The sequence below is a fragment of the Halorubrum coriense DSM 10284 genome, assembly GCF_000337035.1.
Lineage (GTDB): Archaea > Halobacteriota > Halobacteria > Halobacteriales > Haloferacaceae > Halorubrum > Halorubrum coriense.
In genome coordinates, this window is the sequence record NZ_AOJL01000033.1 from 19,696 (window position 1) to 29,152 (window position 9,457).

Genomic DNA, 9,457 nt, shown 5'->3' on the forward strand with positions numbered 1-9,457 from the left:
GCGCCGCGTCTCCGGGGGCCAGACGAACGAGCCGAACGAGTCGAACGGCCGTACAGGCGTTCGTGCGACCTGATATCCGGAGCAGTGCGGTCTCCGACCGCGTCGCTGATTTATATACGGAACCGACAAGTGGGCCGAGGGCCGAGCGCGACCGTGATAGACACACCGCGACGACGCGTGCTGGCGGCCGCAGCGACGGGATCGACGCTCGGGCTCGCCGGCTGCGGCGACCTCGCCGGATCGGACGGCGACGCGCCCGGACAGACGGACGACGGCACCGACGGCGGCGGCGAGAGCGACGCCGACGGCGACCGCGCCAGCGCGACGGTCGCGCTCGACGTCCGGTCGGAGATTCAAGCCGCCCGAGAAGAGATCGGGACGCGCGTCGAGGACGGGAACCTCTCGCAGGAGGAGGCGCAGACGGAGCTGCTCGACGCGCAGGCTGAGATCGTCTCGGCCGCGGTCGAGGACCTGAAGTCGTACGCGGCCGACGTCGATGGGCTGTCGGTGGCGGACGCCAACGAGCGGGCCGGGGCCGCCCTCGTGAGCGGGCCCGCCACCGGGGTACTGGGAACGCTGGAGACCGACGCGGTGAGCGCGCTGCTGTCCGCGGCCGACTTCCCCGCGCCGCAGGACGGCGGGCAGCCGAACGGGTCCTGACCGGAGCCGCAACGACATCTTATAAGCCGTCGCGGCCGGAACGATGTCGGTAATGCTGGACGGGGTCAACGTCGCGCTCGGGGTCTCGGGGAGCATCGCGGCGGTGAAGGTCGTCGAACTCGCGCACGAACTGCGCCGCCACGGCGCGAGCGTCCGCGCCGTCATGTCCCCCTCGGCGACGAACATCGTCCACCCGTGGGCGGTCGACTTCGCGACCGACGAGCCCGTCGTCACGGAGATCACCGGGAGCGTCGAGCACGTGGAGCTCTGCGGCCGCGAGGGGTGGGCCGACGTGCTGCTGCTCGCGCCCGCGACCGCGAACACTGCGGGGAAGATCGCGGCCGCGGTCGACGACACGCCGGTCACCACCTGCGCGACCACCGCGCTCGGCGCGGACGTGCCGGTCGTGATGGCCCCCGCGATGCACGAGCCGATGTACGACCACCCGGGCGTCCTCGACGCGCTCGACCGCCTGGAGTCGTGGGGCGTCCGCTTCGCGGACCCGCGGATCGAGGAGGGGAAGGCGAAGATAGCGACCGAGGAAGACGTCGTCACGGAGGTCGCCCGCGCGACGACGCCGCAGACCCTCTCGGGCGCGCACGTCGTCGTCACCGCGGGCGCGACGAAAGAGCGGATCGACCCGATCCGGATCCTGACGAACCGCGCCTCGGGGAAGACCGGACGGGCGGTCGCGCGGGCGTGCTACGCTCGCGGCGCGCGGGTGACGCTCGTTCAGGACGGCCCGGACGTGCCCTACGCCGACGTGGTCGCGGTCGAGACGGCCGACGAGATGATGGACGCGTGCCGGCGGACCGCGGCGACCGCGGACGCGCTGGTGTCGGCGGCCGCCATCTCGGACTTCACCGCCGACGCCGTCGACGAGAAGATCCGGTCCGGCTCGCCGCTGTCGGTCGAACTGGAGCCGACGCCGAAGCTCATCGACTCGGTGCGCGAGGCGTATCCCGACCTCCCGATCGTCGGGTTCAAAGCCGAGACGTCCGGCGACGACGCGGCGATGGTCGCGGAGGCCGAGCGCATCCGCGACCGCGTGGGACTCTCGTTCGTCGTCGCGAACGACGCGAGCGTGATGGGCGACGACGAGACGCGCGTCCTGCTCGTCGGCGACCCCGGGGTCGACCCCGAGGAGGTCGCCGGCTCGAAGGACGCGGTCGCCGGGCGGATCGCCGACCGCCTCGCGTCGACGCTCGACGCGTCGGTCTGAGCGGCCGGCGGATCGGCCCCCGATCAGCTCTCCCGTGATCCGTCGACGACGCCCCCGGAGCGCGGGGCGTATCGCCTGCCGCCGGCAGGATCCCCGCGGATACAAACTGTTTTGAGGCGGTAGAGTTACGAACTGGGTAGAGATACTCATGTATCACGAGACGGTCACGCACGGCTCCGTGGGAGGTGTGGTGGGTGGCTGACGCCGGCCCTCCGCCCCGCGACGTAACCCCCGACGCGCACGGCTCGACCGAGGAAGCGGGTGCGGGATCGCGCGCGCAGAGCGGGTCGGCCGCCGGCGCGGTCATCGTACCGGTCGAGCCGACCTCCACGCTCCGGTCGACGATATCGCACGTCGCGGAGACCGCCGCGGCCGACGGCTCGCCGGCGATCCACCTCGTCGAGATCGCCTCGTGGCGGAACGGCGATCCNGGAGAGCGACGAGCGGGCGGCGTCGGCCGAGCGCGTCCTCGACCGCGTCTCCGCGTGGACGACGGCCGACCTCGACGACTCCGAAGCGCCCGCCGCCGCGGACGTCGACGTCGTCACGGCGGTGATCGGCGCGGACGACTACCTGTTCGGCGCCAACGACTACGTCCGCGTCCTCGCGGAGTACGCAGAGGCCAACGACGCCGACCGCGTCGTCCTCGACCCGGAGTACACGCCGGTGGGCAACACGACGCTGCTCCAACCGCTGGAGTTCGCCCTCTCGAACACGCCGCTGTCGGTCGAGACCGCGCCGGTCGACCGACCGACGCGCCGCGAGCGGTTCCGCACGGAAGCGACCACCGGGCGCTTCGTGGCGCTGTTCGGGCTCTCCCTGGCGTTTTACCTCCTCCTCGGTGACCCGACCTACTGGTTCGACGTCGTGACGGGGGTCGCGACCGCCGCGGTCGTGTCGATCACCCTCTCGCGGGTGAGCCTCGACTCGACGCCGGCGGTCCCGCGCACGCCGATGCGGATCCTCCGCGGGCTGGTCTACGTCCCCGTCTTGCTGTTCGAGATCGTCAAGGCGAACCTCGTCGTCGCCCGCGTCATCCTCGATCCGCGGCTCCCGATCGAGCCGACGATGAACCGGATGCGCGTGATCGTCGGCAGCGGCCTCCCGCTGATGACGCTGGCGAACTCGATCACGCTGACGCCCGGCACGCTCACCGTCCGCGCCCGCGACAGCGACCTCTACGTCCACTCGCTCGTCCCGTGGGCCCGGGAGGGACTGTTCGACGGTTCGCTGGAGCGGTGGACCCGATTCGTCTACTACGGCCGCCGATCGGCGCGGCTCCCGACTCCCCGCGAGCGCGACGACGTCGCGATCCTCCAAGGCGACGACGCCACCGAGGAGCTGCCGATCGCCGCCGCCGACGGCGGCGCGGACGACGCGGCCCCCGCGGACGCCGCCGAGTCCGAGACTCCCGACGAGCCGAGCGACGACGAGGTGACCGGCCGATGAGCCTCGTCGACGCCCCGCTCGCGGCCGGCGTCACGCTCGGCGACTTCCTGCTCGTCGCGGCCGCCGGCTTCGCCGTCCTCGCGGTCGGCATGCTCTACCGCGCGGTCGTCGGACCGACGATGCAAGACCGGGTGCTGGCGGTGAACGTCCTCGGGACGAACACCGTCGTCATCCTCGCCATCTTGGGCGCGGCCCTCGACGAGCCGACGTTCCTCGACATCGCCCTGGTGTACGCGCTGCTCAACTTCCTGATGGCCATCGCCATCTCGAAGTTCACCGTCGAGCGGGGTGGTGTGCTGTGACCGCCGCGGCGATGGAGACGGCCCGGGTGTGGCTCGTGGTCGCGCTCACGCTGCTCGGGCTGTTCTTCTCGTTCGTCTCGATGACGGGCGTGATCCGCCTGCCGGACGTCTACTCGCGGGCGCACACCGCCTCGCAGGCCGACACGCTGGGTGCCGGCTTCGGGCTCGCGGCGGTCGCGCTCACCGTCGGGCTGGCGGGGGCCGGCTTCAAGTCGGTCCTCCTGCTGTTCTTCATCTTCGTGACGAACCCGACGGCGGCCCACGCCATCGCTCGGGCCGCCTTCGAGGAGGGAATCGTGCCGTGGACCAACGGGGACGATCGCCGATGACGGGGGCGCTCGCGGCGCTCGGCCCCGCCGGCGCGCCGGTGGTCGCGCAGGTCACCGCCATCGAGGCGAGCCTGTTCGCCTTCGTGGTGCTGACCGCGCTGTTCACCGCCCTGGCGCGCGACGTGCTCGCGGCGGTGATCATCTTCGGCGCGTACAGCCTCGGGATGGCCGCGCTGTACACGTTCTACCGCGCGCCGGACGTGGCGATGACGGAGGCGGCCATCTCCGCCGGCGTGACGACCGTCCTCCTGCTCCTCACGCTCGCGAAGACAACGCGGATCGACCACGAGGCCGCCTTCGAGTCGGTGAACCTGCCCGCGGCGGGCGCGGCGGGACTACTGTTCGGCGGCCTCATGCTCACGATGGGCGACATCCCCGCCGTGGGCTCCCCGGACGCGCCGATCTGGTCGAACCCGGACGTGACCCAGTGGTACATCGCGGAGACGTACGCGGAGACGCACGTCGAGAACACCGTGATGGCCGTGCTGGCGGCGTTCCGCGGGTTCGACACGTTCGGCGAGGCCGTCGTCGTGTTCGCGGCCGGGATCGCCGCCCTCATCGTCCTCCACAGGGAGGTGTTCGCATGAGCGGCTCCGACCCCGACGTCGACGCGGACGCAGAGGGCGACCCCGGCGGCGGCTTCGGCCGCGACCGGCCGCCGCGCAGCGACGGTCGCCTCGACTCGGACCGCCGGCAGGGGACGCCGTACACGGAGAGTCAGGTGATCATGCCGACGGTGAAGATCGTCGCGCCGTTCGCGTTCACCTACGGGCTGTTCGTCACCTTCCACGGGGGCGGGTCGCCCGGCGGCGGGTTCCAGGGCGGCGCGATCGTGGCCGCGGTCGTGTTCATGATCGCCTTCGCGTTCGGCATCGAGGCCACCCGGCAGTGGCTCGCGAACACCGTCGTCGTCGCGCTGGCGGTCGGCGGCGCGCTCGTGTTCGCCGGCATCGGGCTGGTCCCGGTCGCGCTCGGCGGCGCGTTCCTCCAGTACGAACTGCTGCCGATCCCAGACCCCGTCAAGTACGGGATGGAGGGCGTCGAGATCCTCGGGATCGGCACCATCGTCGCCGGCGTCCTGATGGGGCTGTTCTTCGTCCTCGCGAAGGGGTTCAGCGACGCGGGAGGGTTCGCCGACGCGGACGCCTTCGACGACGAGGTCGGCGACGGGCCCGGGGTTAACGGCGACGACCCCGCGAGCGACGGCGGCGCGGCCGCGCCGCCCCCGGGCGTGACCGACGACGGGCGGACCGGCTCGGACGCCTCCGGCCCGGCGGCGACCGACGGGGGTGAGCGCTGATGGCTGCGCTCGTCGGTGCGCTCGCCGACGCGATCGGCGGCTCCGGAGCCGCCGCGGCGCTCGCCTCGACGGGCGGCGCGGTGAACATCCTCGCGACGAGGCACGCCTACGTCGCGTTCGCGCTGCTGTTGAGCATCGGACTGTACATGATGATAGCGAACCCGAACCTCGTGAAGAAGATCATCGGACTCAACCTGTTCCAGACGGCTATCTTCCTGCTGTTCATCGCCTCGGCGTACGTCGACGGCGGGGCGATCCCCATCGTGCCCACCGGCGGGCCGGAGGGCGGCCTCTACGTCAGCCCGCTGCCGCACGTGCTCGTGCTCACCGCCATCGTCGTCGGCGTGAGCCTCACCGCGGTCGGGCTCGCGCTGTGCATCCGGATCTACGACGAGTACGGGACGCTGCGGACGGACACCCTCCGCGAACTGCTCCGCGACGAGGGGTCGATCCCCGCGCGCCGCTCGGCCGAGGCGTCCCGGGTCGACGGGGCGTCCGGCGCGCCCGACTCGGGAGGTGAAGCCGATGACTGACGTCCTCCTGCCGCTCGCGGTGGTCGTTCCGATCGTGGCGGCCACCCTGCCGCTGGCGCTCGGGCTCCGGTACGACCGGGTCGGCTGGCCGATCGCCGCGGTCGGCACGACGGCCGTGGCCGGCATCGCGGCCGCGATCGCCGCGGAAGTGGTACTGAACGGCCCGTTTGCCCACGCGCTCGGCGGCTTCCTCCCCCCGGTCGGGATCGAGCTCGTCGCCGACCGACTGTCGGTGGCGGTGCTGCTGCTCGTCGCCGCGGTCTCGGTCGCGACGCTCGCGTTCGCGCGGGTCGCCGGCCCCCGCGGGAACCCGTTCTACAGCGCGTACCTCCTGTTGGTCGGCGGCCTCGTCGGGATGACGCTCACCGGCGACATGTTCAACCTGTTCGTCTTCCTGGAGATCACCGGGCTGACGACGTACGCGCTCATCGCCTCGGACCGGTCGGGAGCGAGCGCGTACGCCTCGCTGAAGTACCTCGTCGTCGGCACCGTCGGGGCCTCGCTGTACCTGCTCGGCGTCGGTTACGCCTTCCTCGCGACGGGGACGCTGAACATGCTCGACCTCCAGGCGCAGATCGTCGCGCAGGCGGGGTACGGCGACCCGCTCGTCCGCGCGAGCTACGCGTTCATCGTGGCGGGGCTGGCGCTGAAGATCGCCCTGTTCCCGGTCCACTCGTGGCAGCCCGACGCCTACCAGCGCGCGCCGGACTCGGTCACGACGGTCGTCGCGGCGCTGGTGTCGACGACGAGCGCGTACGCGCTGATCCGCGTGACCTACACCGTGTTCACGGTCGAGTTCCTCGCGGCCAACGAGGGGATCGCGACCGCCCTGCTCGTCGTCTCGACGGTCTCGATACTCGCGGGGTCGGTGCTCGCCGCGATGCAGTCGAACCTCAAGCGGATGTTCGCGTACTCGTCGGTCGCGCAGTTCGGCATGATCGGCGCGGCGGTCGCGCTCGCGAACGAGACGGCGCTGCTCGGCGGGATCGTCCACCTCGTCGGGCACGGCGTGATGAAGTTCGGCCTGTTCCTCGGGATCGGGCTGCTCGCGCTGGGCTATGGGAGCCGGGAGATCGGCGACCTCGCGAGCGCCGCCCGCGCGGCCCCGTACACGTCCGGGGCGCTCGCGGTTCTCGGCCTCGGTCTCGTCGGGATTCCGCCCTCGATCGGCTTCCTCGGGAAGTGGTACATCGGCGTCGGCGCGGTCGACGCCGGCCTCGCCGGCGGCGGCGCGATCGGGATCGCGGTCGCGGCGGCGATATTCGTCAGCACGCTGTTCACGCTGTCGTACGTCGCGCGGCTGATAGAGCGGTTCTACTTCGCCGGCGGGGGCCTTCCCGGCGACCACGGCGACGCGGCGAGCGGCTCGGCGAATAACGCGGCGGTCGACGTGGGCCGCGCAAGTGACGACGCGGCGGCCGACGGGGGCCGCGCAAGTGACGACGCGGCCACCGACGGGGGCCGCGCAGGCGACGACGCGGCCACCGACGGGGGCGAGCGGTCCGGCGCGAGGACCGCCGACGGCCTCCCCGCGCCCGTCGAGGGCGCTCCGCGGTCGTCGATCGTCCCCGACCGCGTGCCGACCGCGTCGCTGCTCGCGCTCGCGTTGGCGGCGCTGGCGACTGTCGCGCTCGGCTTCGGCGGCTTCGCGCTCGCGGAGTGGTTCGACCCGTTCCTCACCGAGGTGTTCGCATGACTGACGTCGTACTTCAAGACCCACGACCCCTGCTCGCGGTTCTCGTCTCGTTCGTCGCGGCTGTCCTCATCGTCGCGTCGTATCGCTCGCCGAACGTCCGCGAGGGGTGGACGCTCGTCGCGTCGCTCGCGAAGTTCGGGATCGTCGCGTCGATGCTGCCGGCGGTCCTCGACGGCACGACCTTCGAGTGGTCGCTCGGAGCGTTCCTCCCCGGCATCGGCGCGCCGATCGAGTTCGCCCTGCGCGCCGACGCCCTCGGCATGCTGTTCGCGTTCCTCGCGAGCGGGCTGTGGATAATCACTTCCTTCTACAGCATCGGCTACATGCGCGGGCTCGACGAGCCGAACCAGACCCGGTACTTCGCGGCGTTCGCGGTGTCTCTGGCCGCGACGATGGGGATCGCCTTCGCGGGCAACCTCGTGACGATCTTCGTCTTCTACGAGCTGCTGTCGATCGCGACGTACCCGCTCGTCGCGCACGACGAGACGGCCGAGGCGCGCTCGGCCGGCCGGAAGTACCTCGCGTACACGATGTTCGGCGGCGGCGTGCTCGTCTTGGCCGGCACCGTGCTCGTCTACCTGCTCGCCGGGAGCGTCGACTTCACCGCGGGCGGGATCGCGGAACTCGCGAACGCCGACCCCGGGCTGGCGATGCTCGCCTTCTTCCTGCTCGCGATCGGATTCGGCGTGAAGGCCGGCATCATGCCGCTCCACCAGTGGCTCCCCGAGGCGATGGTCGCTCCGACGCCGGTCTCCGGCCTGCTCCACGCGGTCGCCGTCGTCAAGTCCGGCGCGTTCGGCGTCGCACGGGTCGTCCTCGACGTGTTCGGCCCCGAACTCGTCTTCGACCTCTCGCTCCCGTTCGGCTTCACCGCCGGGCTCGTCCTCTCGACCATCGGGGCGGTCACGCTGACCGCGGCCTCGCTCATCGCACTGCGGAAGGACCACCTGAAGCGCCGGCTCGCCTACTCGACGATAAGCCAGCTGAGCTACATCATCCTCGGGCTCGGGCTGTTCGGCTGGTACGGGCTCGTGGGGGCGCTGCTCCACATCCCGGCGCACGCGTTCATGAAGCTCACCCTGTTCTTCTGTGCGGGCAACATCCACGTCTCGACCCACACGGACTACATCTCCCAGATGGCGGGGATCGGCAAGCGGATGCCCCTGACGATGGGCGCGTTCACGGTGGCCTCGCTCGGCATGGCGGGAATCCCGCTGCTCGCCGGGTTCGTCAGCAAGTACTACATGCTGATCGGCGGGGTGCGGATGGGAATGAACTTCACCCCGGTCGCCTACTACCTCGCCGGCGCGCTGCTCCTCTCCGGCGTGCTCAACGTCGCCTACTTCTGGCCGGTGATCTACACCGCCTTCTTCGAGGCGGAGGACGCCCACGACGCGAAGCCGCTCGTCGACTTCCCGCTCGGCGGCGAGTCGCGGTCGATCGTCGCGGCGACGGACGGGGGCCGCGCAGACGACGACGCGGCGACGGACGGGGGCCGCGCAGATGACGACGCGGCGACCGACGGGGGCCGCGCAAGTGACGACGTGAACGAGGACGATGACGAGTCCGGGTCCGCCGACGACGTGGACGACATCGTCGCGGACGCGGACGGCGCGGACGCGGCGTCGCCCGACGCGGACGGCGTCGACGAGTCCGAGGTGCCGGACGCCGACCTCGACGACCTGCCGACCGACGCGGACGGCGTCGTCCGACCCGACTTCGACACGAGCGAGCGCGACTTCTCGGAGCCGGCCGAGCGGGTCGACACGGGAGACTACGCGGTCGACCAGCGCCCCTCCGACGCGGACGTGCCGTTCGGTCCCGGGCGCGGGGACGCGTCCGACGGGAGCGCGGCCGATGCCGCCGCCGCTCACGACGACGGCGAACCCGTCGCCGCGGGCGACCACGACGGCCACGGCGACGACCACGGTGACGACCACGACGACCACGACCACCACGGCGGCCC

9 protein-coding genes and 1 pseudogene are annotated in these 9,457 nt (G+C 71.8%); all 10 read left to right on the plus strand.

Features of this window, described 5'->3' with window-relative positions; genetic code table 11:
* Positions 1-153: 153 nt before the first annotated feature.
* Positions 154-660: a hypothetical protein gene (locus C464_RS08335; protein ID WP_239640215.1), complete on the plus strand. Its 507-nt coding sequence runs from the start codon at positions 154-156 to the stop codon at positions 658-660.
* Between the two features lie 52 nt (positions 661-712).
* Complete coding sequence (gene coaBC, locus C464_RS08340; RefSeq protein WP_006113220.1) at positions 713-1,882, plus strand: bifunctional phosphopantothenoylcysteine decarboxylase/phosphopantothenate--cysteine ligase CoaBC; 1,170 nt, start codon at positions 713-715, stop codon at positions 1,880-1,882.
* A gap of 194 nt (positions 1,883-2,076) precedes the next feature.
* Positions 2,077-3,331, plus strand: a pseudogene (locus C464_RS08345) (monovalent cation/H+ antiporter subunit E).
* Positions 3,328-3,633, plus strand: a complete 306-nt coding sequence (locus C464_RS08350) for a cation:proton antiporter (protein ID WP_006113222.1) — start codon at positions 3,328-3,330, stop codon at positions 3,631-3,633. The pseudogene C464_RS08345 and the gene C464_RS08350 overlap by 4 nt, the downstream one beginning before the upstream one ends.
* Entirely contained in the window at positions 3,630-3,962 is a 333-nt protein-coding gene (mnhG, locus tag C464_RS08355; protein WP_006113224.1) for a monovalent cation/H(+) antiporter subunit G, read from the plus strand. Before C464_RS08350 ends, mnhG begins: the two co-directional genes overlap by 4 nt.
* Complete coding sequence (locus tag C464_RS08360) at positions 3,959-4,549, plus strand: DUF4040 domain-containing protein (protein ID WP_006113225.1); 591 nt, start codon at positions 3,959-3,961, stop codon at positions 4,547-4,549. The genes mnhG and C464_RS08360 overlap by 4 nt, the downstream gene beginning before the upstream one ends.
* Positions 4,546-5,262 (plus strand): MnhB domain-containing protein, encoded by a 717-nt coding sequence (locus tag C464_RS08365; RefSeq protein ID WP_006113228.1) that lies wholly within the window; start codon positions 4,546-4,548, stop codon positions 5,260-5,262. Before C464_RS08360 ends, C464_RS08365 begins: the two co-directional genes overlap by 4 nt.
* Complete coding sequence (locus tag C464_RS08370; protein ID WP_006113229.1) at positions 5,262-5,795, plus strand: cation:proton antiporter subunit C; 534 nt, start codon at positions 5,262-5,264, stop codon at positions 5,793-5,795. Before C464_RS08365 ends, C464_RS08370 begins: the two co-directional genes overlap by 1 nt.
* A complete protein-coding gene (locus C464_RS08375; RefSeq protein ID WP_006113230.1) occupies positions 5,788-7,491 on the plus strand; it encodes a proton-conducting transporter transmembrane domain-containing protein in 1,704 nt (567 codons plus the stop codon). The genes C464_RS08370 and C464_RS08375 overlap by 8 nt, the downstream gene beginning before the upstream one ends.
* Positions 7,488-9,457: cation:proton antiporter (locus C464_RS08380; RefSeq protein ID WP_006113231.1), on the plus strand; the 1,970-nt coding region annotated here is incomplete at its 3' end. The genes C464_RS08375 and C464_RS08380, both read left to right, overlap by 4 nt.